General features: G+C 73.3%; 25 protein-coding genes. 16 read left to right on the top strand and 9 right to left on the bottom strand.

Translation table 11 applies throughout. The annotated features are described in order from the left end of the window. Positions 1-38: 38 nt before the first annotated feature. Both DC432_RS01520 and DC432_RS01515 read right to left on the bottom strand, forming a co-directional pair. Positions 39-626: a GNAT family N-acetyltransferase gene (locus tag DC432_RS01520; protein WP_116536382.1), complete on the bottom strand. Its 588-nt coding sequence runs from the start codon at positions 624-626 to the stop codon at positions 39-41. After that, positions 623-994 carry a MerR family transcriptional regulator gene (locus tag DC432_RS01515; protein ID WP_116536381.1) on the bottom strand — a complete coding sequence of 124 codons (372 nt, stop codon included), beginning with the start codon at positions 992-994 and terminating at the stop codon, positions 623-625. The genes DC432_RS01520 and DC432_RS01515 overlap by 4 nt, the downstream gene beginning before the upstream one ends. 117 nt (positions 995-1,111) lie before the next feature. Between DC432_RS01515 and DC432_RS01510 the strand changes: the two genes are divergently transcribed. Then, positions 1,112-2,605: a SulP family inorganic anion transporter gene (locus DC432_RS01510; protein WP_116536380.1), complete on the top strand. Its 1,494-nt coding sequence runs from the start codon at positions 1,112-1,114 to the stop codon at positions 2,603-2,605. A 26-nt stretch (positions 2,606-2,631) separates the two neighbouring features. Here the strand turns inward: DC432_RS01510 and DC432_RS01505 are convergent, their stop codons facing one another. Then, positions 2,632-3,567, bottom strand: coding sequence for a helix-turn-helix transcriptional regulator (locus DC432_RS01505; protein ID WP_207770720.1), 936 nt, complete (start codon positions 3,565-3,567; stop codon positions 2,632-2,634). A 300-nt stretch (positions 3,568-3,867) separates the two neighbouring features. Here DC432_RS01505 and DC432_RS01500 point away from each other — a divergent pair, with 300 nt between their 5' ends. Then, a complete protein-coding gene (locus tag DC432_RS01500; RefSeq protein ID WP_133177867.1) occupies positions 3,868-4,221 on the top strand; it encodes a hypothetical protein in 354 nt (117 codons plus the stop codon). A 54-nt stretch (positions 4,222-4,275) separates the two neighbouring features. Here DC432_RS01500 and DC432_RS01495 read toward each other — a convergent pair whose 3' ends face one another. Next, entirely contained in the window at positions 4,276-4,728 is a 453-nt protein-coding gene (locus tag DC432_RS01495; RefSeq protein WP_116536414.1) for a MarR family transcriptional regulator, read from the bottom strand. Between the two features lie 189 nt (positions 4,729-4,917). On the opposite strand from DC432_RS01495, the gene DC432_RS01490 reads away from it, so the two are divergent. From DC432_RS01490 to DC432_RS01455, 8 genes are all read left to right on the top strand, one after another. Further along, a complete protein-coding gene (locus DC432_RS01490) occupies positions 4,918-5,736 on the top strand; it encodes a hypothetical protein (protein ID WP_116536378.1) in 819 nt (272 codons plus the stop codon). Beyond that, a complete protein-coding gene (locus tag DC432_RS01485; RefSeq protein WP_116536377.1) occupies positions 5,714-6,127 on the top strand; it encodes a phage holin family protein in 414 nt (137 codons plus the stop codon). The genes DC432_RS01490 and DC432_RS01485 overlap by 23 nt, the downstream gene beginning before the upstream one ends. Further along, entirely contained in the window at positions 6,124-6,687 is a 564-nt protein-coding gene (locus tag DC432_RS01480) for a DUF3618 domain-containing protein (protein ID WP_116536376.1), read from the top strand. The genes DC432_RS01485 and DC432_RS01480 overlap by 4 nt, the downstream gene beginning before the upstream one ends. 173 nt (positions 6,688-6,860) lie before the next feature. After that, positions 6,861-7,046 carry a hypothetical protein gene (locus DC432_RS01475; protein ID WP_116536375.1) on the top strand — a complete coding sequence of 62 codons (186 nt, stop codon included), beginning with the start codon at positions 6,861-6,863 and terminating at the stop codon, positions 7,044-7,046. A gap of 194 nt (positions 7,047-7,240) precedes the next feature. Then, positions 7,241-8,437, top strand: a complete 1,197-nt coding sequence (locus DC432_RS01470) for a glycosyltransferase (RefSeq protein WP_116536374.1) — start codon at positions 7,241-7,243, stop codon at positions 8,435-8,437. A 120-nt stretch (positions 8,438-8,557) separates the two neighbouring features. Beyond that, a complete protein-coding gene (locus DC432_RS01465; RefSeq protein ID WP_116536373.1) occupies positions 8,558-9,652 on the top strand; it encodes a type III polyketide synthase in 1,095 nt (364 codons plus the stop codon). A 5-nt stretch (positions 9,653-9,657) separates the two neighbouring features. Next, a complete protein-coding gene (locus tag DC432_RS01460) occupies positions 9,658-10,389 on the top strand; it encodes a methyltransferase domain-containing protein (RefSeq protein WP_116536413.1) in 732 nt (243 codons plus the stop codon). Then, complete coding sequence (locus tag DC432_RS01455; RefSeq protein ID WP_116536412.1) at positions 10,382-11,494, top strand: FAD-dependent oxidoreductase; 1,113 nt, start codon at positions 10,382-10,384, stop codon at positions 11,492-11,494. The genes DC432_RS01460 and DC432_RS01455 overlap by 8 nt, the downstream gene beginning before the upstream one ends. A 66-nt stretch (positions 11,495-11,560) precedes the next feature. Here the strand turns inward: DC432_RS01455 and DC432_RS01450 are convergent, their stop codons facing one another. Together DC432_RS01450 and DC432_RS01445 are read right to left on the bottom strand one after the other, a co-directional pair. Beyond that, positions 11,561-12,388, bottom strand: a complete 828-nt coding sequence (locus tag DC432_RS01450; protein WP_243392976.1) for a UbiA family prenyltransferase — start codon at positions 12,386-12,388, stop codon at positions 11,561-11,563. Between the two features lie 36 nt (positions 12,389-12,424). Further along, positions 12,425-13,201: an MBL fold metallo-hydrolase gene (locus DC432_RS01445; RefSeq protein ID WP_116536371.1), complete on the bottom strand. Its 777-nt coding sequence runs from the start codon at positions 13,199-13,201 to the stop codon at positions 12,425-12,427. Between the two features lie 233 nt (positions 13,202-13,434). On the opposite strand from DC432_RS01445, the gene DC432_RS01440 reads away from it, so the two are divergent. After that, positions 13,435-14,328 (top strand): SDR family NAD(P)-dependent oxidoreductase, encoded by an 894-nt coding sequence (locus DC432_RS01440; RefSeq protein ID WP_116536370.1) that lies wholly within the window; start codon positions 13,435-13,437, stop codon positions 14,326-14,328. Positions 14,329-14,341: 13 nt separating this feature from the next. Here the strand turns inward: DC432_RS01440 and DC432_RS01435 are convergent, their stop codons facing one another. Both DC432_RS01435 and DC432_RS01430 read right to left on the bottom strand, forming a co-directional pair. Further along, positions 14,342-14,902 (bottom strand): DUF2231 domain-containing protein, encoded by a 561-nt coding sequence (locus DC432_RS01435; protein ID WP_116536369.1) that lies wholly within the window; start codon positions 14,900-14,902, stop codon positions 14,342-14,344. Then, complete coding sequence (locus DC432_RS01430) at positions 14,899-15,780, bottom strand: manganese catalase family protein (RefSeq protein WP_116536368.1); 882 nt, start codon at positions 15,778-15,780, stop codon at positions 14,899-14,901. The genes DC432_RS01435 and DC432_RS01430 overlap by 4 nt, the downstream gene beginning before the upstream one ends. A gap of 250 nt (positions 15,781-16,030) precedes the next feature. Here DC432_RS01430 and DC432_RS01425 point away from each other — a divergent pair, with 250 nt between their 5' ends. Genes DC432_RS01425 through DC432_RS01415 form a run of 3 tightly spaced genes read left to right on the top strand, consistent with a single transcriptional unit; the run spans position 16,031 to position 18,258 of the window. Further along, the gene (locus tag DC432_RS01425; protein WP_431739667.1) at positions 16,031-17,101 is read left to right on the top strand and encodes an iron-containing redox enzyme family protein; all 1,071 of its coding nucleotides are present in this window, start codon (positions 16,031-16,033) and stop codon (positions 17,099-17,101) included. Continuing rightward, a complete protein-coding gene (locus DC432_RS01420) occupies positions 17,098-17,298 on the top strand; it encodes a CDGSH iron-sulfur domain-containing protein (RefSeq protein ID WP_116536366.1) in 201 nt (66 codons plus the stop codon). The genes DC432_RS01425 and DC432_RS01420 overlap by 4 nt, the downstream gene beginning before the upstream one ends. A gap of 12 nt (positions 17,299-17,310) precedes the next feature. After that, the gene (locus DC432_RS01415; RefSeq protein WP_116536365.1) at positions 17,311-18,258 is read left to right on the top strand and encodes a glycosyltransferase; all 948 of its coding nucleotides are present in this window, start codon (positions 17,311-17,313) and stop codon (positions 18,256-18,258) included. A gap of 121 nt (positions 18,259-18,379) precedes the next feature. On the opposite strand, the gene DC432_RS01410 is transcribed toward DC432_RS01415, so the two are convergent. Beyond that, a complete protein-coding gene (locus DC432_RS01410; RefSeq protein ID WP_116536364.1) occupies positions 18,380-18,739 on the bottom strand; it encodes a sugar ABC transporter ATPase in 360 nt (119 codons plus the stop codon). A gap of 170 nt (positions 18,740-18,909) precedes the next feature. Here DC432_RS01410 and DC432_RS01405 point away from each other — a divergent pair, with 170 nt between their 5' ends. Beyond that, the gene (locus tag DC432_RS01405; protein ID WP_116536363.1) at positions 18,910-19,842 is read left to right on the top strand and encodes an AraC family transcriptional regulator; all 933 of its coding nucleotides are present in this window, start codon (positions 18,910-18,912) and stop codon (positions 19,840-19,842) included. Between the two features lie 108 nt (positions 19,843-19,950). Beyond that, a complete protein-coding gene (locus tag DC432_RS01400; protein WP_116536362.1) occupies positions 19,951-20,277 on the top strand; it encodes an ATP-dependent DNA ligase in 327 nt (108 codons plus the stop codon). Position 20,278: the final 1 nt, after the last annotated feature.

Raw genomic sequence — 20,278 nt, 5'->3', positions numbered from 1 at the left:
CCGAGGACGACCCGCGGGCGGCCGAACCGGGCGCCGGGCTAGGCGGGCGCGGCGGAGGACAGACGCGCCTCGAGCCCCGCGCGCACGGCGGGCCATTCGGCGCGCAGGATCGAGAAGTACAGGGTGTCGCCGACGGAGCCGTCGGGAGCGATGCGGTGCTGCCGCAGGCGCCCCTCGGGGGTCGCCCCGAGGCGTTCGATCGCCCGTGCGCTGCGCTCGTTGCGCGCGTCGCACCGCAGCGCCACGCGGTTCACCGACCACACCTCGAAGGCGTGCTCGAGCAGCAGCAGCTTGGCCGCGGGATTGGTCGCCCCGCCCTGGAAGGCCCGGCCGTACCACGTCGTACCGATCTCGACGCGCCCCTGCGCGGGCACGTACTCGTAGAACGTCGTGGCCCCGCGGACCGCGCCGGTGACGGCATCCCGCACCGTGAAGGCGTAAAGCCCCGGAGTCGCCCGCTGCTGCTCGACGCGCGCGGCGTAGGCGTCGACCGAGTCCGCCCACGCCGTGGTCATGCGGCTCCACAGCTGCGGGTCGGTCAGCGGCCACGCCTTGGCGGCGTCGGACGGCAGGGCGGGATCGAGACGGATGCCGTGCCCCTCGAGCGTGAGGTCGTGGGCGGTCATCGAGCCTCCAACTGGGCGACGAACTCGTCGGCGGCGGCGGCTTTGCGCCGCAGTTCTTCGCGCCGCTCCCGCGCCTCGGTGCGGATGTCGGCGAGGCGGGCACGCAGGGTCTCGTCGCGCGGATCGGCCTCGAGACCGTCGACGACCGCGAGCAGCTCGCCCATCTGCTCGAGCGAGTAGCCGAGGGGCTTCATGCGTCGGATGAGCAGCAGCCGCGACTCGTCGTCGAGCGTGTACAGGCGGAAGCCGCCCTCGCTGCGGGCCGAGGGGCGCAACAGACCGATCTCGTCGTAGTGGCGCAGCGTGCGGATGGACAGGCCCGTCCGCTCGGCGAGCTCGCCGATCTGCATCGGACGCTCCTCGGTCATGGCATCCCCGATCCCGCAACCCTCACGTTACGGTAGAGTTTCTCTCGGTCGCGATCGCGACCCCTCTATTCTTCCCCGCGTCGCCGCGGGTCCCCTCCCCCACCATCCGGAGACACGATGACAGACGTCCTCGCGCGCCCGCGCCCCGAACCGACCGTCCTTCAGGCCCTGCGCTCCCCGCGCCTGCTCACGCGCGAGGTGCTCGCCGGCCTCGTCGTCGCGATCGCGCTCATCCCCGAAGCCATCGCGTTCTCGATCATCGCCGGCGTCGACCCCCGGCTCGGCCTGTTCTCGTCCTTCGTGATGGCGGTGGCCATCGCGTTCCTCGGCGGGCGGCCGGCCATGATCTCGGCGGCCACCGGCGCGATCGCCCTCGTCATCGCGCCCGTCGCCCGCGAGCACGGCGTCGACTACCTGCTCGCGACGGTGATCCTCGGTGGCATCCTGCAGGTAATCCTCGGCCTGCTCGGGGTGGCCAAGCTCATGCGCTTCATCCCCCGCAGCGTCATGGTCGGCTTCGTCAACGCCCTCGCGATCCTCATCTTCATCGCCCAGGTGCCCCAGCTGATCGGCGTCCCGTGGGCCGTGTACCCGATCGCCGCCGCGGGCCTGGCGATCATGTACCTGCTGCCGCGGCTGACCCGGGCGGTCCCGGCCCCGCTCGTCGCGATCGTGCTGCTGACCGGCGCGGCGGTGGTGTTCGGCATCTCGGTGCCCACCGTCGGCGACCAGGGCGCCCTGCCCGAGAGTCTTCCTTCGCTGCTGCTGCCGAACGTGCCGCTGACCGGCGAGACGCTCGGGATCATCCTGCCGTTCGCCGTCGCCATGGCGATCGTCGGTCTGCTCGAGTCGCTCATGACCGCGGCCCTGGTCGACGACATCACCGACACCCCCTCGTCCAAGACCCGCGAGTCGCTCGGCCAGGGAGCGGCGAACGTGCTGTCGGGCCTGTTCGGCGGCATGGGCGGCTGCGCGATGATCGGCCAGACGATGATCAACGTCAAGGCCTCGGGAGCGCGCACCCGCATCTCGACCTTCCTGGCCGGCGTCTTCCTGCTCGTCCTCGTCCTCGCGTTCGGCGACGTCGTCGCGATCATCCCGATGGCGGTGCTGGTGGCCGTGATGATCGTCGTGTCGATCGCGACGTTCGACTGGCACAGCATCCGCCCCTCGACCCTGCGGCGAATGCCGCTGAGCGAGACGATCGTGATGGTGCTGACCGTGGCGGTCACGGTGTGGACGCACAACCTGGCGATCGGCGTCGGCGTCGGCGTGGTCGCCGCGGCCGTGCTGTTCGCCCGCCGCGTCGCGAGCCTCACGAGCGTCACCCGCACGGTCGAGGGCGACCTCGCCCGCTACGTCGTCGAGGGCGAGCTGTTCTTCGCCTCGAGCAACGACCTCACCACGAAGTTCGCCTACCACCGCGATCCGTCACGGGTCGTGATCGACCTGTCGCGCACGCACGTCTGGGACGCCTCGACGGTGGCGGCTCTGGATGCCGTGCGCACGAAGTACGCGCACCTGGGCACCACCGTCGAACTCGAAGGGCTCAACCCGACGGCCGCTCTGTTCCACGACCGCCTGAGCGGGGGCATGGGCGCCGGGCACTGACGGGCGGGCGACGCGGGCCCGCCGGCTCAGGAGCGCAGCGTGGTCGACGGGGTCTCGCCGAACTCGCCCCGGTACATCGCCGCGAAGCGACCGAGGTTCGAGAACCCCCACCGGGCGGCGATCGCCGCGACCGTCTCGACCGAGGGGTCGGCGTTGCGCAGCTCAGCGCGCGCCGCGTCCAGGCGCACCCGGCGCAGGTACTGCATGGGGGTGCGCCCCGTCGCGGCACGGAAGGCGTACTGCAGACCACGCGGCGAGAGCCGGGCGGCCTGCGCGATGTCGGCGAGCACGACGGGTTCGGCCGCGTGCGCCTCGACGAACGCCTTGGCGCGGCGCACCGGCGCGGGCAGCGGGCGCGAGGGGCGGCCGGCGGCCAGCGCGTCGGTGAACGTCGTCGAGAAGGTCAGCAGCGATGCCTCGAGCAGAAGCGTGCGGGCCTGCTGCTCGATCAGGGGCGTCCGCTCCGAGGATCGCAGGAGCACGTCGCGGCTGTACTCCCACGTGCGCGACCAGTAGCGCAGCCGCTGTTCGTTCACGGGCCCGTGCCCGGTGGCGCGCACGCGCAGGGAGTCGTCGCCCGACAGGCGGCGGGCCGCGTCGTCGAAGTCGGACCGTGCGAACGACACGGCCGATCCGGCGATGCGCCCGGTGAAGGCGATCTCGAGAGGACGGTCCACGACCATGAAGGGGGTCGAGGTGTCGATGCGCTCGCGGCGGTAGGTCCCGGTCACGCGCGGGCCGGCGATGCGCCCGAGCACGACCTGGTCACGAGGGTCGGACTCGACGAGCATGGTCGAGCCGATCGTGTAGTCGCAGATGGCGAAGCCGGGTTCGGTCGCGGCATGCCACGCCAGCGCGGGCTGGATCGCCTCGGTGCGCGAGATCCGGGCTCCGGGCACGACGCTCTGCCAGAGGTGCTCGACCGTCTCGGCGTCCCGGGATTCGATATTCGTATGCTCCACGCGAGTTTCCTAAATCGTCCGAGAATGTGCGGCAAGACCATTGCCCGATGAGGTCGAGCGCGATATGAAACCGCTCTCACGCAGTCGTCGAGCCGAATCCCGCGAATCAGAGTGCCCCCACCCGCATTCACCGTATCCGGGCGAAAGGCGCCTTTCGCGTATTTCGGCGCCCCCGGACGCCGTGCGCGATTCGAAAGCCGCGTTACGCAATCGCATTCCGCATCCGAGCGCTTTCGCGGGCATCTGCATCGAGATAATGGACCCGGTCGCCATTCGGCGCCGCTCGCCGAAGGGATGCCGATGCCGTTCCGCACCATGACCACCCTGCAGCAGTGGGTCGACGACTTCCGCGACCTCGGCTACGACGACGCAGAGATCCTGCGCGTCATCCCCCAGGACAGCGACGACGGTTCCGACGCCGGACTCATCGCGGCCAAGCTGCGCAGCGTCTCGACGACCTTCTTCGTCGCGCCCGGAGCCGAAGAGGGATCGACCGCCTGGGCCGTGACCTTCGAACCCCGGGAGGATGCCGCCCCCCTGCCCGCGGGGCGCGTCATGGCGCTCGCGGGGGAACTGTCGACCCTCGCCGCCCTGTGCTCGTTCCTGCAGGCGCGTTCCGAAGCGTTCCTCGCGACCTCATCCGCCGCGGACTGAGCGGGACGCGCCCTCCGCACGTCGGCCCGCCGCTCGCCCGCGCGAGTCCGCGTCTCAGCGGGTCGCGGCGGAGGTCAACTCGTCGATCACGCTCGCGAGGCGGTCGGCCTCGGTCGGGTCGAGAAAGGCGATCGCCGACTCGATGTCGTCGTCGAAGGCGCGCAGGCGGCACCACGGCGGGGAGTCGAGATCGACGATCACGGTGATGTGGTTGACGCGGCGATCGTCGTCGTCCAGATCGCGGCGCACCGCCTCGCGCTGCACCAGCCGGTCGATCAGCGTGGTCACCCCCGCCGAGGTGATGCCGAGGTGATCGCGCACGTGCGAGGGACGCGCGCCCGGGTTCTCGGCGATGAACAGGAGCGCCCGGGCGTCGAGCTCGTTCAGCGACAGTTCGCGCCGCGCATCGACGGCGGCGGAACGACGCGCCTCGCCGTACGCCAGGAGCGCGCGCTGCAGGGTCGACTCCGCGGGGGTCGGCGAGGGAGTGTCGGAAGACGTCTGCACGACCGTCGATCGTACCCAGTCGCACGCCGCGCCGGGAGCGGGCTCGCGAGGGCGACGTGCGCCACGGACCGCCCACCGCGATTCCTCGGGCCGTTGCGCGCGTTGCACGATGCCCACCATGGCGCAAGGCCCGCGTCAAGCCCCCTCGGTCGCCCCTAGACCGGACCTTCCCGGACGGAAGGAGCGAACATGTCGCAATTCACCACCTCGCACGACGAGGACACCGGCGCATCCGCGAAAGCGGGTGCGGCGACGCACGAGGCAGCCGACACCGCGAAGGCGGCCGGCCACGCCGCGCAGGGCGTCGTCGAGAGCAGCGCACACGAGGCCGCGGCGGTCGCGAGCGAGGCGAAGGCGCAGCTCGGCGATCTCGTCGCCCAATCGGGGCGCGAGCTCTCGGACCATGCCGCGACGCAACAGCAGCGGGTAGCCGACAGCCTGAGCACGATGGGCGACGATCTGACGCGCATGGCGGATGCCGATGAGAACGGCGGCATCGCCGGCGACCTGGTCCGCCGGGCCGCCGGACACGTGACCACGGTCGGCTCATGGTTGGCCGATCGCGATCCGCAGCAGTTGATGAAAGACGTCGCGAGCTTCGCGCGACGGCGACCCGGCACGTTCATCGCCGTCGCCGCCGTCGCGGGCATCGTGGCGGGACGACTGGGACGAGCCATCGCGGCCGGATCCACGGACGGCGGTGCGACCGCCGGCGGATCGCACACCCCGTCCGCGTCGGGTGGACCGCTGTTCGCGGACGCCGATGCCGCGGCCCGTCGGACGGACGAGCCCGCCGGCTCCGACCCCTCCGTCCCGATCGCGACCGCCCCCGCCGTCGGCGGCGGCCTCGCCGGCTCGACCGCGGTGGTCGACGACGCGGGACGCACCGACGACACGGGACTGATCGACGACGCCGACGGTGGGGATCCTCCGCTGTACACCGAATCGGCCGCTCGACTCGACGGCATCCGTGAGGAGGGCTCGCATGACCGACCCCACACCGTCTGAGCAGCGCGCCGCGACGACCTCGCTCGGCGAGCTCGTCGGCGAAGTCACTCGCGACATGTCCACGCTGATGCGGCAGGAACTGGCGCTGGCCAAGGCGGAGTTGAAGGACTCCGCGTCGAAGTCGGCGAAGGCCGGCGGGCTCCTGGGCGCCGCCGGATACGCGGGCGGGATGGTCGTGCTCTTCTTGTCGCTCGCACTGTGGGCGGCGCTGGCGACCCTGATCGGCTGGGGCTGGTCGGGACTCGTCGTGGCCGCGCTCTGGGCGGTGTTCGCGGCCGTGCTGTACGCGACGGGCCGCTCCGAACTCGGGAAGGTGCAGGGCGCTCCGCAGACCGCGGCGACCCTGCAGGAGATCCCCGATGCATTCACCAGAAACGAGGAGAACCGATGACCGACTCACCAGAAGCCATCCGCGCCGAGATCGAGCGCACCCGTGCGGACCTCGGGTCCGACGTGGACGCCCTCGCCGACAAGGTGACACCGTCCAAGATCGTCGACCGGCAGAAGAACAAACTGCACGGCGCGGTCCGCGGCGTGCGCGAGCGCCTGATGGGCGCGGCGGACGACACCGGTTCTGCGGCGGCCTCGCTCGCCCATCGAGCGGGCGATGCGGCGCACGACGTCGGTCACTCCGCGAAGGGCAGCCCGCTGGCAGTCGGCCTCGCCGCCTTCGCCGCCGGGCTCATCGCGGCCGCGCTCATCCCCCCGTCCCGTGCGGAGCGCGATGCGGCGGCGAGGGCGAAGGACGCGGCGGAACCCCTCGTCGAGCAGGCGAAGGACGTCGCGCACGAGCTGGTCGACGACCTCCGTCAGCCCGCGGGCGAGGCGGCCGCCGCCGTCAAGGATCGGGCCGCCGAAGCCGTTCAACAGGTCAAGGACGATTCGACCGACGCGGCCACGAGCGTGCGAGAGCGGGCGAGCGACGCCCGCGACGCCGTCGCCGACGCCTGATCGACAGGGGGCGGGCCGCGCGGCGCGGCGCGCCCCCTGTCGTCCGCACGCGCACGGCGGCACCGCTGTCAAGAGGCTCTCGGCGACGCCGGCGACGGTCTATGACTGACAGCAGAAGCCCCGCCGACATGCGGGCGCACGTCCCGTCGGGAGACGGGAGCGAGGAGAACACCATGATCTACGGACAGCAGAGCGGACAGCAGGCGGGCTCGGTGTGGAGCATCGCGATGTCGACCGCGATGGGCAACGGCATCGTCCCGCGCTCGGATGACGGATACCGCGAGCGCCCCGCGCCGCGGCGGCTCTGGTCGCGCACCCGCGACGCCGGCGAATCCCTGGCGGTCGCGCCCCGCGCCTGACCCCGCAGCCCCCACCCCCGACGCGTCGGTTCCTTCCCCCAGGAGCCGGCGCGTCGGCTCTTTCGCGGCGAACGGATCGGTGTCCGGGCGTTCACGCGATGGTCTTCGCGGCGTAACCCATCACCCGGGGTTCTGCCTCCAGCATGGGACGACCGCATCCGCGGTCCCCGTCCCCGGCAGCGAAGGCGATCCCGATGACCCGACCCGTCCGTGTGCTGTCGCTCTACGAAGGCTTCTTCGCCGGTGGCGCGCGGATCCTGCATTCCGACGTCGTCGCGGGTCTGGCCCACCGCGGCGCGCAGCAGCACCGGGTGCTCTCGCTCACCTCGGCGGCGCGCCGCGACGCCTCGGTGCAGTTCGCCCGCGACGACACGCGGTTCCGGCGCCTGCGCGACGCCGGCGTGATGATCGACACCCTCGACAGAGTCGCGGGAGACCGCCCCATCGCTCCCGAGGACTTCACCCCCGCCGAGCTCGCGCTCGCCGCCCACCTCATCGCCGAATCCGACGTGGTCCTCTCGCTCAAAGAGCAGCCCCTCAGCCTCGTCGTCGCCCTCCAGCGCGCCGGGATGCTCCCCGACCGCCCCCTCGCCGCGTGCCTGCACCGCTCCGATCCGACGCACTCCGGTCCCGCTCTCGGTTGGCTCGTGGATGCCGCGGCCTCCGGCGCCGTGACCGCCACCATCGCCTGCGCCGAGTCGACCTCGTCCGCCTACGCCCGCGCCGGCGTCGCGGCCCGCGATGCGTGGGTCATCGACAACGGCATCGACACCCGTCGATTCCGTCCCGGCACGCGCGCGGAACGGCGTCGGATCCGCGCGGGTCTCGGCATCCCGGAACAGGCTCCGGTCGTGCTGCTCGCCGCTCGTTTCGACGCCATGAAGGACCCGGGGCTGTTCCTGCGCGCCGTCGCCCGGCACGCCCGCACCGCCCCCGGTGCGCACTATCTGATGTGCGGCTCGGGGATGACGCCCGACAACCCCGCCTTCCGCGCCCTGCGCGCCGACAGCGGAGTCGCCGCGGACGTGCCGGTCCACGCCCTCGGCCTGCGCGAGGACATGCCGGAGCTGTACCGCATCGCCGACGTCGTCGCCCTCACCAGCGCGTTCGGCGAGGCGTCGCCCCTGTGCCTGGTCGAGGGAGCGGCATCCGGGGCCATCCCCGTCACCACGGACGTCGGCGACGCCGCCCGCATGGTGGCCGGCTTCGGCCTGGTCACCCCGCGCGACGAGGACGCGATCGTGCGGGCGTGGGACGATGCGCTCGCCCTGCGACCCGAGATGCGCGCCGCCGCCCTGGCCGCGCGCGGCCGCCTCGACCGCCGCCGCATGATCGACGACTACCGCGCCGCGATCTCGGGCCTGCTGCTCTCGGACGCCCTGGCCGCCTGACGCGCCGTACGGTTCCGACGCCGCCTCCCCCGCGCCGCTTCGCGACCCCGCACCTTAGACACGGCGGGACCCGCGCACCATCCCCGCGCCCGTCTCGCGAAAGCGTGTCTACAGTGAGGCATGACCGCCCGCATCGTGTCGATCGGCACGGCTCTGCCCGACACCCGCGTCACCCAATCGGCACTGCGCGACCTGTTCGCCGCGCAACCCGGGTTCGACCGCAAGAGCCAACGCCTCGTGGGGGCCGCCTTCGACGCCGCCGCCATCGACACCCGCCACGTCGTCCTGCCCCAGCTGGCGGGCGCGGCCGACGACGGCCTGGCCGTCCGCGACGGCGACACGCTGCTGATGCCCCCGACCGGCGCACGCAACGACGAGTACCGCCGGGCCGCCCCGCCCCTGTTCGCCGCGGCCGCGCGCGCCGCGCTGCAGGGCTCGGCGTACGACGCCTCGGCGGTCACCCACGTCGTCACCGTGTCGTGCACGGGCATGTTCGCCCCGGGGCCGGACTACCACCTGGTCCGCGACCTCGACCTGCCGGTGACGGTCGAGCGCTACCACCTCGGCTTCATCGGCTGCGCCGCGGCCATCCCGGCGTTGCGGCTGGCGGCGCGAATCGTCGGAAACGATGAGGCCGCGGTGGTCCTGGTCGTGTGCTGCGAGCTGTGCTCGCTGCACTGGCAGACCTCGTCGCATCCCGATCAGATCGTCGCGGCCTCGGTGTTCGCCGACGGCGCGGCGGCCGCGATCGTCGCCTCGGCGGACAGCGCGCACGACGGTCTCGACCTCGACGGCTTCGCCACGCACGTGACCGACGACGGCGAGAAGGACATGGCCTGGACCGTGGGCGACTCGGGCTTCGAGATGACCCTTACGCCCGAGGTGCCGCGCATCATCGGCCGAGAGATCACCGCGATCGCCACCGACGTGCTCGGCGACCTCGCCGCCGTCGACGCGTGGGCCGTACACCCCGGCGGCCGCAGCATCCTGGACCGCGTCGACAGCGCGCTCAACCTGGATGCCGCAGCCCTCGCGCCCTCGCGAGAGGTGCTGCGCGCGCACGGCAACATGTCGAGCGCGACGCTGCTGTTCATCCTCCGCGACCTGCTCGCCGACGCCGCCCTGGCCGACGGCGCCCGCGTCGCCGCTCTGGCCTTCGGCCCCGGACTGACGGTGGAGGCGGCGACCCTGACGCGGCGTCGCGCGGCCGCGTGAGCGTGATGGCGGGTCTGGACCGGCGCGACACCGCGCTGACCGAGCTGATGGACGACCCCCACTGCGATCCCCGCGCCCTCGCCGCGACGTACCGCCGGTTCGACGTGGTCAACCGCCTCGTCTCGGCGTGGGGCCACGTCTATCGCTCGCACGTGCGTCCCGAGCTGCGCGCCCTCGGCCGGCCCGCTCGCGTGCTCGACCTCGGCTGCGGGGGCGGCGACGTCGTCGCGCGCCTCGCGGGGCTCGCCCGACGCGACGGCCTCGACGTCGAGTGGGTGGGCGCCGACCCCGACCCCCGCGCCCTCGACGCCGCGCGCGTCCGCTCGCGCCCGGGCGTGCGGTTCACGGCGCAGGGGTCGGGCGACCTCATCGCCGCCGGCGAGACGTTCGACCTCGTGCTGTCGAACCACGTGCTGCACCACCTGGACGCCGGGGCGCTCGACACCTTCGCCGACGATTCGCTGGCGCTCTCGCGCGGATCGGTGCTGCACGCCGACATCGCGCGCGGACGACTCGCCTACGCCCTGTACGCGGTGGGCATCGCCCCGCTCTCGGTCGGCACGTTCCTGCGGGTCGACGGCCTGCGCTCGATCCGCCGCAGCTATCGCGCCCCCGAACTGGCGGCCGCCCTCGGCGCGCCGTGGCGGGTGCTGACCCCCGCCCCGTTCCGGGTGCTCGCGGTCGCGCGGGGACGCGCGGCGGGCGCTCCCGCACCGGGGGGTGCCCGCGATGCCTGAGGTGCTCGTCGTCGGCGCGGGGCCCGTGGGCCTGGCCCTGGCCGCCGACCTGCGCAGGCGCGGGGTGGATGTCGACATCGTCGACCGGCGGGACGCCGTGGGCGGCGGGACGCGGGCCATCGGCATCCACTCCCCCGCGCTGACCCTGCTCGAGGCGTGCGGTGCCACCGACGGGATCCGCGCGCGCGCCGTGCGCATCGGCCGCGGCGAGGCGCGAGCCGACGGCCGTGTGCTGGCCGAGATCCGCTTCGACCGGCTGCGCGCGCGGCATCCGTACGTGGCCGCTCTGCCGCAGTCCGACACCCTCGAGGTGCTCACCGCGCTCGCCCCTCCCGTGCGGCACGGTATCCGCATCGCCGCGCTGCACGAGGAGCGGTCGGGCGTCCGCGCCGTGACCGCGGCGGGCGAAGAGCTGCGCGCCAGCGTGGTGGTCGTGGCATCCGGGTGGGCCGGACGAGAGCTCGTCTACCGCCCCGGCGCGGTGCGCACGCACCACTACCCCGACCGGTACGCGATGGCCGACGTCGAGGCGCCGGGCGGCCCGATCGCCCGCGTGCACCTCGAGCGCGGCGGGGTCGTCGAGTCGTTCCCCCTTCCGGACGGTCGTCGACGGCTCGTCGCCTGGGCGGGTGCCGCGGAGATCCCGGATGCCGACGCCTTCCTGCGCGAAGCCGTCGCCGCGCGCACGGGGGTCGAGGTCGACATCACGGGGGCCTCGACGTTCGGCGTCCGCCGCGCGGTGGCCCCGGCCCTGCGTCGCGGGCGGGTCGTGGTGATCGGCGACGCCGCCCACGAGGTGAGCCCCATCGGCGGGCAGGGGATGAACCTCGGCCTGCTCGACGCGCTGACGCTCGCGCCGCTGCTCGCACCGTGGGTGCGCGCGGGCGACGACACCCCCCTCGCGGGCTGGGAGCGGGATCGCCTGGCCTCGGCCCGGCACGCCGCGCGCCTGGCGTTCCTCAACACGCTGCTCGGCCGGGCCGCGGCTCCGGCCGCTCACCGTGCGCGGTCGGCGGCGCTGCGCGCCGTGCTGCGCGGGGCCGGGGGCGCGGGGTTCACGCGGGCCTACGCGATGCGTCTGGACCGCGCCGCGCGCGGCACCTGACCGCGCGGCCCGGCTCGGAACCGCGGTCTCCCGGCGCCACGGCCCTCGGCGGGCGCGACCGCCGGCTCAGGCGACGACGAGCTGCGCCGCCAACAGCAGCGCCGCGAGCATCGTCAGCTGGAACACCGCGCGGCCCGGCGGCCGCACCCCCACCAGCACGGCGGTGACCACGGCGACCGCGACCACCGCGGCGAAGAACGCGAGGCCGCTCACCGTGACCCCCGACCCGAGCAGCACGGCCAGCGCACCCACGACGATCCCGGCCGCGGCGACGAGCACGGACACCCGCGCCCCCAGGCGGTGCGGCAGTCCCCGCACGCCGGTGCGGCGATCGTCGTCGAGGTCGCGCACGACGTTGGTCAGGTGCACGGCGGCGCCCAGCGCGGCGCCCGCGAGCGTCGCCCACGGGGCGGCGAGCACCGGCATCCCGGACGACAGCGTCGCGAACGAGGGGAACAGCCCGAAGCTCAGCAGGAACGGCGCGATCGAGAACGGCGTCGACTTCAGACCCGCGTTGTACGCCCACGCCGACGCGAGCGCGATGGCGTGGGCGGCGAGCAGGCCCGGTCCGAGCGGCAGCGACAGCCCGAGGGCGACGACGACGGCGCCGATCGCGACACCCAGGGCGCGTTCGGGCGACACGGCGCCCCCGGCGATGGGCTTGTCGGTGCGCCCGACGGCGGCGTCCCGTGCCCCGTCGATCGCGTCGTTCGACAGGCCCACCGACACCTGTCCGGCGAAGACGGCGATCACCAGCAGGACCAGCCGCGCCGGTTCGACCCCCGCCGCGAGGCCGAGCGCGAGCGAGAGCACCGTCACCACGAGCGTCGGTCCGGGATGCGTCGCGCCCCACAGCGCACGGATCGCCGACGTCTGATTCGCGGCATCCGTCACGCCGACGACGCTACCGCGCCCGGGCATCGCGAGAGGTCAGTGGGCACCCGCGGCGAGCGCGAGGGCGACGGCTCGATGGATGCCGCGCGTCCACGCCGCACCGTGCCCGGGCAGCACGACGGGGGCGCCGGTGGCGGTCAGCGGGGTGAGGGTGGCGAGGGCTTCCGCGCTGTCGGCGGTGGCCGCGCGGGCGACGATCTGCGGACCGGCGCGTCCGGTGTAGGGGTCGAGGGTGACCAGCGCGTCACCCGTGAAGAGCAGTCCCCGGTCGGGATGGTGGAAGGCGACGTGGCCGTGGGTGTGTCCCGGAGTGGCCAGCGGGACGAGCCCCCCGCGAGTGGGTCGACCGGGCACGATGTCGCCGCGCGCGTCGACCCCGCGCACCGCGAGGGCGCCGGCGAGCGTCATCCGCAACAGGATCGGGATGCCACCCGGATGGACGATCGGATACAGTCCCCGACTCGCCTCGCGGTCGTAGCGGTAGGGATGGCGGACGAGCTCGACGTCCGCCGCGTGCACGTGGATGGGGACGTGGTGCTCGCGCTGCAGCCGCTCCAGGGTGCCGACGTGGTCGAAGTGCCCGTGCGTCAACAGCACCCCCGCCAGGTCGTCGGGGAGGGATCCGAAGGTGGCGAGCGCGCGTTCGAGCAGCGGCCAGCTGCGTGGAAGACCCGCGTCGATCAGGACGATCCCCTCGTCCGTGGCGACGAGATAGCTGTTCGTCTCGGCGCGGGTGATCATGACGACCCCCTCGGCGACCTCGCGGATGCCGTCGGTCGTGCGTCCGGCGGAGGCGGTCTCACGGGGCGTCATGGCGCCACCCTCCGGTCGGGGCGGTCGTCGGGGCGACGGGGTTGCGGGACCCGTCGACGGGGGCTATCGCGCGCGTCCGCTCCGCCGCCACGGTCCACCGGGTGCGAGGCGGTCGGCGCCGGCACCCCCGCGCGCCGCCGGAGCGGCGTCAACCCCCGCGGCGTTCCGGCCGGCCGGGCCTAACGTCTCCCCGCAGGCGCGGCATCCGCCCGCACCCCACCCGAGGAGCTCCCATGCCGCAGCAGGTCGTCGTCGTCACCGGAGGATCCCGCGGTATCGGCCGGGCGACGGCCCTGCGCTTCGCGCGACGCGGCGCGCGCCTCGTGCTGGTCGCCCGCGACGAGGTCGCCCTCGCCTCGGCGGCGGCCGACTGCCGTGCGGCCGGCGCCGAGGTGCACACGGTCAGCGTCGACCTCGCCGAGCCCGACGGCCCGCAGCGCGCAGCGGACGCCGCGGTCGAACGCTTCGGCCGCATCGACGTGTGGATCGGCTCGGCCTCGGTGTTCTCGTACGGGTCGGTGGAGGACACCCCGGATGCCGTGCGCGACCGCGTCATCGAGACCAACCTCGTGGGGCACATGCGCGCCGCGCGGGCCGTGGTCCCGTACTTCCGGGTCGGCGGGGGCGGCACGATCGTCTTCGTCGGATCGCTGTACTCGCAGGTGGCGGGTCCCTACGTCTCGTCGTACGTCGCCGCCAAGCACGGTCTGCTCGGCTTCGCGCGATCGCTGCGGCAGGAGATGCTCGGGCACCGCGGCATCCGGGTCAAGATCGTGCTCCCCGCGAGCATCGACACCCCGATCTACCGTCGCGCCGCGAACGCGACGGGGCGGACGCCCTTCCCCCTGCCGCCGGTGGTCTCGGCGGAGCGCGTCGCCCGGGCGATCGAGAGGGTGGTCCGGGGCCGGCGCCTCGAGGTGGGGGTGGGGGCGGCGCAATTCGTCACCCGCCCGCTGCGCGTCCTCGCGCCGCGCGTGTTCGACCGGTTCATCCGCGCCCTGCAGCGATCGCTCGGCCTGCGCCGTCGTCCCGCGCCCACGACCACCGGTGCCGTGCTCGGCGCCCACCATGACGAGGGGGCCGTCAGCGGCGGCTGGGCGCGCGTTCCCCTGCGCCGACCCCGCTGACGACCCCGGCCGATCAGGCCGTCTCGAACCCCTCGCGCTGGGTGTTCTCGTCGGCGACGCGCACGCCCCAGCGGTACGCCAGCTTGCCGCCGAGCCACCCCGAGACCCCGAGTCCCGCGGATGCCACGACGCTCAGGGCGAAGGCGACGAGCGGTACGCGGCCCAGGTCGAGCAGGCGCACGACCAGTCCGACCGAGAACAGGGCCATCGCGGTGACGTTGAGGGCGAGGTGCACCAGCGCCGTGCGTCGCGCGGGGGTGCCCTTCGGAATGCGCGAGAGATCGAGCAGACCGAGGACGGACGCGCCGACCGCTCCGCCGAGGCCGATCGCGACGAGCCACCGCGAGCCCGTCGCGAAGGCCCGCGGATCGTCGCGGGCCAGCGCCAGCAGATCGAACACCAAGCTCGACGACCACGCACCGATCGGGACGGTCACCGCCACCGGGTGGAAGGGGTGGCCGTACGGGCCGGCCACGATCGAGCGCGGCACCTTGGCGCTGCGCATCGTGGGAAAGCTCGCGCCCGAGCGCTGCGCGGTCTGCGGCCCGGGCACCGCCGCCTCGACGCCGCTCATTCCTTGTGCAGCGCGTCCTGGGCGCGCCCGGCGAGCTTCTCGACCGTGTTGGGCACCTCGGTCGTGCCGTAGAACCGCGCATCGGGGTGGGTGGGCGGCGGCATGGGCACCCCGGCCGGGGGCTCGGGCAGGTAGCTGAACTCACCCTTCCCGTCGGGCGTCGGCCCCGACGCCCAGGTGCCGTCGCCGGCCTTCGCCCCGTCGCTGAAGTTGATGTACTGGTACGCCACGTCGCGGTCCTCCTTGTCGAGCGGGAAGTTGCTGGGCACCGGCAGCTTCTCGAGCCCCTCGGCCTGCAGCTCGGCGGCGGCGGCCATCCACTGGTTCTGGTGCATCGTGTCGCGAGCCAGCAGGAAGGCCAGCAGGTCCTTCACCCCGTGGTCGTCCGTCTGGTGGTACAACCGTGCGACCTGCACGCGGCCCTGCATCTCGGCGTTGGCGTTGGCCGTGAAGTCGGCGAGCAGGTTGCCGCTCGCGGTGATGAAGCTCCCCTGCCAGGGGTTGCCGTTCGAATCGACGGGGCGCGCGCCGGCCCCGGCGACGATCCCGTGCTGGATGTCGGTTCCGCCGATCACCGCGGCCACCGTGGGGTCGCTCTGCACGGCGTCCTCGGTGATGCCGAGCGGCGCCTTCTCGAGCAGCTGGGCGATCATCACGGCGAGCATCTCGACGTGGCCCATCTCCTCCGCGCCGATGCCGAAGACCAGGTCGCGGTACTTGCCCGGGATGTGCATGTTCCACGCCTGGAACTGGTACTGCAGGGCGACGGTGATCTCGCCGTACTGGCCGCCGAGCACTTCCTGCAGCTTTCGGGCGTAGACCGCGTCGGGCTTCTCGGGGGTGGCCGCGTGCTGAAGTTCCTGCCGGTGGAAGTACATCGTCTCTCCTCGTCGCGCCCCGGGGATGAGCGGTCGGTCGACCGCGGGAACGCCTCGAGGCCCACGCAACGGCGGCGCCGGGGGGTCTGGCACGGGGGTTGTGGGGTGCAGACCCTTCGGGCACAATCGCGCGCCCGCCCCTGACGCCGGGCCCCGGAGAGAACGCTCCCACCCGCGCGGCCTCCTCGCGATCCCGGCCGGATTGTCAAGGGCCTCGGCATCCCCCGCGTTTCCGACGCACAGTTCCCGGGTGCCCCCCACTCTGATCTCCCCCGTCCCCGCCGCGCCCGCTGATGAGGCCGACCCGCGAGGCCTGCCGTTCACCCCTCGGGGGCCGGTCAGCGCGGCGGTCCTGGAGCACCTGGTCGACGGCACCCCCTCGGGACACACCGGCCTCGCCGACGCCGCCGTCCTGGCATCCGCCGACATCGAGCGCGACGACGACCTGCAGCTCGCCCTCTTCGCGCTGTACGCCTCGGCCTACGGCTCCTTCCGCGCCCTGCGCGCCGACCTCGAGTGGGACCCCGCTCTGATCGCCACTCGCCGGATCCTCGAGGACGCCTTCGAAGCGTCGCTGCGGCGGAGCGTGAGCCTGCCCGAACTGCCCGCCGCGACAGCGGATGCCGTGGCCCGCGCGCTCTTCGCGATGACCGGCGCCGAGGGCGGTCCGAGCCTGTCGCGGCATCTCGCGCGCAAGGCGACCGTCGAGCAGGCGCACGAATTCCTCGTGCACCGCACCGTGTACACGCTGCGCGAGGCCGACCCGCACTCGTGGGCGATCCCCCGCCTCACCGGCCGCCCCAAGGCCGCCCTCGTCGAGATCCAGTCCGACGAGTACGGCGCCGGCCGACCCGAGCGGATGCACGCGGCCCTCTTCGCGCGGGCGGTGCGCTCCGCCGGCCTCACCGACACCTACGGCGCCTACATCGACGACGTGCCCGCCGTCACGCTGGCGTCGCACAACACGATGTCGATGTTCGGGCTCAACCGCCGACTCGTGGGCGCGATCGTGGGCCACCTCGCCGCCTTCGAGATGACCTCGTCGATCCCGAACCGTCTCTACGCCGAGGGGCTGCGGCGCCTCGGTTTCGGCGACGACGTCTGCGAGTACTTCGACGAGCACGTCGAAGCCGACGCCGTGCACGAGCAGATCGCCGGCCGCGATCTGGCGGGAGCCCTCGCCGAGGACAGGCCCGACCTGCTCGCCGACATCGTCTTCGGAGCCGCGGCCTGCCTCGAGGTCGACGACCGCGTCGGGCGGCACATGCTCGACCGCTGGTCGCGCGGGCAGTCGTCGCTGCGCACCGAGGACGAGCGATGAGCGACGACCGGGTGACCGTGACCGCGTACCCCGACGGTCCCCTCCTGCTACGCGGCGCCGCGCGCGTCGTGATCGACGACGGCGCCGAGCTGCCGCGCGCCCGCCGGACGGTCGCCCTGTGCCGGTGCGGACTGTCGACGATCAAGCCGCTGTGCGACGGGAGCCACAAGGCGTCGGGTTTCCGCACGGATGCCTGAGGAGTCGGAGCGATGCGCCTGGACGCCGAATACGTCCTGCCGCTGCGCTGGGACGACGACCACGACCTCGACGATCTCGCGTCGTACCTCGAAGTGGTCGTGCGCTGGATCGACGTGACGGTCGTGGACGGCTCCGAGCAGGCCCGGTTCGCCGCGCACGCCGCGGCCTTTCCCCCGCGGGTACGCCAGGTCGCTCCCGCGTCGCGCCGGGGCAACGGCAAAGCGTGCGGCGTGGTCAGCGGTCTCGCCCTGGCCCGGCATGAACGGGTCGTCATCGCCGACGACGACGTGCGCCACGACAGGTCCAGCCTCATCGCGCTCGTGTCGGGATTGCGGGATGCCGATCTCGTCGTTCCGCAGAACGTCTTCGTTCCGGGTCCGTGGCATGCCCGCTGGGACACCGCGAGGTCTCTCGTGAACCGCTGCGCGCGAAACGACTACCCGGGGACGTACGCGGTGCGCCGGTCGATCCTCGCGGGCGGGTACGACGAGGAGACCCTCTTCGAGAACCTCGAGATGGAACGGACGGTCCGCGCACGCGGCGGTCGAGTGCGCCGCCGGCCCGACCTGTTCGTCCCGCGCCGGCCCCCGACGGCACGGCAGTTCCTCGGTCAGCGCGTCCGCCAGGCGTACGACAGCCTCGCCCAGCCGATGCGGATGGGGGGAGAGCTCGCCCTCGCACCGGCGATGTTCGCGCTGCGGCGCCGGCCCGGCATCCTGTGTCTCCTCTTCGGCGCGAGCATCGTCGCCGCCGAGATCGGGCGACGCCGCGACCACGGTCGCCACGTCTTCTCCCCGTCCGCCGCCCTGTGGGCTCCCCTCTGGGTCGCCGAGCGTGCGGTGACGAGCTGGATCGCTGCGGCGCTGCGCGTGGGCGGCGGAGTGCCCTACGCCGGCCGTCGGATGAAGCGGGCGGCCACCCCGCTGCGTCGGCTCCGACGGGCGACCGAGGGTGCGTGAGGCGCAGGTGAGCGCAACGGAACCGGAACGATCCCGAGATGCGGCCGCACGCTCGACCGCGTCGCGCGCACGCGGCGACGCCCCGCCCCCCTTCACGGGGACGCGGGGCGTCGGGACAGCGTCAGATGTCCTCGGGGGCGAGATCGCCCTGTCCCTCTTCGCCGAGCTCGACGACGCCGGGGTCCTCGCCCTGCGAGTCCGTGCCCGTGGACTCGGGGTGCAGGTCCTCGAACGGGATCTCGGTCTCGCCGTCGGCGATCTCGGCCGGGTCGGCACCCGTCGCCGTCTCGGGGTTGATGTCGTCCGGGTCGGCACCCTCGTCGAGGGCGGTCGTGGCATCCCACTCCGCCTGAGCGGGGTCGAGCGCGGGATCCGGCTCGATGGAGGTGTCGCCGTCGCGCAACGGCTGCACGCCCGCGATGCCCACGTCGGCCGCGGGGGTGGTCGCGTCGGGGGTCGGGTCGATCGAAGCGTCGCTCATGGGGGTCCTTCCGTCGGACGCGGTGACCGCCGGGATCGGCGGTGTCTCCCATCCAACGTCGCAGGGCGCCCCCCGCCCCGACCCTTGACAGGCCCACCACCCCCTCCGTAGGGCCGCTCGCCTCCCCCGCCGAACAGTCAGCCGCACCTCGCCGCGGCGAAAGGAAGATCATGGGACAGATCCTGCGCGTGCGCTCGCACGGCGTCGACGACGTCGAACGCGTGTGGAAGCAGTTCATCCCCGGCGCCCGTCTCGACCGCGTCGACCCCCGCAATATCGCCTTCGCGTGGACCTCGGTCGAGCTCCCGGGGTTCTCGACCGTGTCGTACGAGCTCGGCGCCGGCGTGCACTCCTCGGTACGCGTCGACGAGCAGTTCATGGCGTGCCGACTGGTGGCCGACGACGCCCGGGTCGAGGCCGAGGGGCGGGCGATCGATCCGCGGCGTCCGTGGGTGACGTCCGAGGCCGGGGCGGAGGCGCAGTGGGCGCGCTCGGCGCGGGTCCGCGCGTTCGTGTTCGACCGCAGCGACGCCGAACGCATCGCCCGCCTCGCCTCGGGAGACGACCGACTCGTCCTGCGGCGGATGGAACCGGAGGGCCGTAGTCGCGACGCGACCACGCAGTGGGAGCGCGCCTTCGTGCACGTGTCGACCTCGCTCATGTCGCTGCACGACGACGACCTCATCGCGGCAGAGCTGCGGCGGCACGCGCTGCTCACCACGCTCTCGACCTTCTCGACCCCCTTCGTCGAGGCCGTCGAGCGGCAGCGCCAGCGCTCGGCGGCACCGCGGACCGTCCGCCGGGCGATCGCGTTCATCGAGGAGCATGCGCGGGAACCGCTGACGCTCGAAGAGATCGCGGCCGCCTCCGGCATGTCGTCGCGCGGCCTGCAGCACGCCTTCCGCCGGGCTCTGGACACCACGCCCACCGAATACCTGCGTCGCGTGCGGCTCAGCGGAGCGCACGAGGAACTGCGCGCGGGAACGGCCGTGTCGGTAGCGGACGTCGCCCGGCGGTGGGGGTTCTCGAGCGCCTCGCGATTCGCCCGCTATCACCGCGAGCACTACGGGCAGAACCCCGCGCAGATCGCGCGCATGTTCTAGCGGCGCCTTCGGTCTCGCGGTGGCGCGCATGGTCTCGCGCCCCCGACCGACGCACACAGCGAATGCACAGTGAAGAAGGTCGGGCGCGGTGCCCGCTGAAGGAGAGACGTGGGCAAGTTCATCTACGAGGGCGGCGTTCGCAACGACTTCGAGGATCGTCTCCTCGCGCACCTCCAGGTGGTCGTGGGCAACAAGCTGCGCCGCGGCGAGCCGTTCTACTTCGTGTGGAAGGACGACATCAGCACCGGTGGCGGACGGACGTCGGTGTGGGTCCACCCGCGGGCCAACATCGTCTTCAAGTTCAACGGCGGGCGACCCCCCGCGCTCAACCGCGCCTGGCTCGAGGCCCTGATGTCGACCGCCAACTCCCCGACGGGCCTCTACGTCGTGCCCGAGCCCGCCGACGACGTCGTCCCGCCCGACTCCTACGCCTGAG

It is taken from the genome of Microbacterium testaceum (assembly GCF_003075375.1).
Lineage (GTDB): Bacteria > Actinomycetota > Actinomycetes > Actinomycetales > Microbacteriaceae > Microbacterium > Microbacterium testaceum_E.
The sequence above is the reverse complement of the archived record's forward strand: the minus strand, read 5'-3'. Positions and strand labels throughout refer to the sequence as shown.